The sequence below is a fragment of the Chromohalobacter sp. HP20-39 genome (genome assembly GCF_033052815.1).
Taxonomy (GTDB): domain Bacteria; phylum Pseudomonadota; class Gammaproteobacteria; order Pseudomonadales; family Halomonadaceae; genus Chromohalobacter.
On the sequence record NZ_JAWHTP010000322.1, the window covers coordinates 1 to 346 of the forward strand.

Sequence of the window (346 nt, forward strand, 5' to 3'; positions counted from 1 at the left end):
CGCTTTGTCGAATGTCATGACGACGGCGCCGGCGAGCCCGGTGGCCGCGAGCAGCCGCAGCTTGTTGGTCTCGTCCGTGAGACGGAATTGCGGAGTGTTCGGGCTGAAGAAGCTGCGCGGATGCGGCTCGAAGGTCATCACCGTGAGCGGCAACCCGCGTGCGTCGGCCGCCGCGCGCGCGCGGGCCAGCAGCGACTGGTGGCCACGGTGCACGCCGTCGAAGTTGCCGATGGTCAGCGCGCAGGGCGCGCGGCTCTCGGCGTTGGGCAGGCCGCGAAAGACTTTCACGAGAAGCGTCGGTGGTCGAAGAAAAAAGAAACGGTTTACATGCCGGATTGTCGTGACA

Annotated in this window: 1 protein-coding gene; it reads right to left on the reverse strand. The window is 66.2% G+C overall.

Annotated features, from left to right (window positions below; translation table 11 throughout):
- A partial coding sequence (locus RVY79_RS18190) for an adenylyltransferase/cytidyltransferase family protein (RefSeq protein ID WP_317465937.1) occupies positions 1-288 on the reverse strand: 288 nt, incomplete at its 3' end.
- Positions 289-346: the final 58 nt, after the last annotated feature.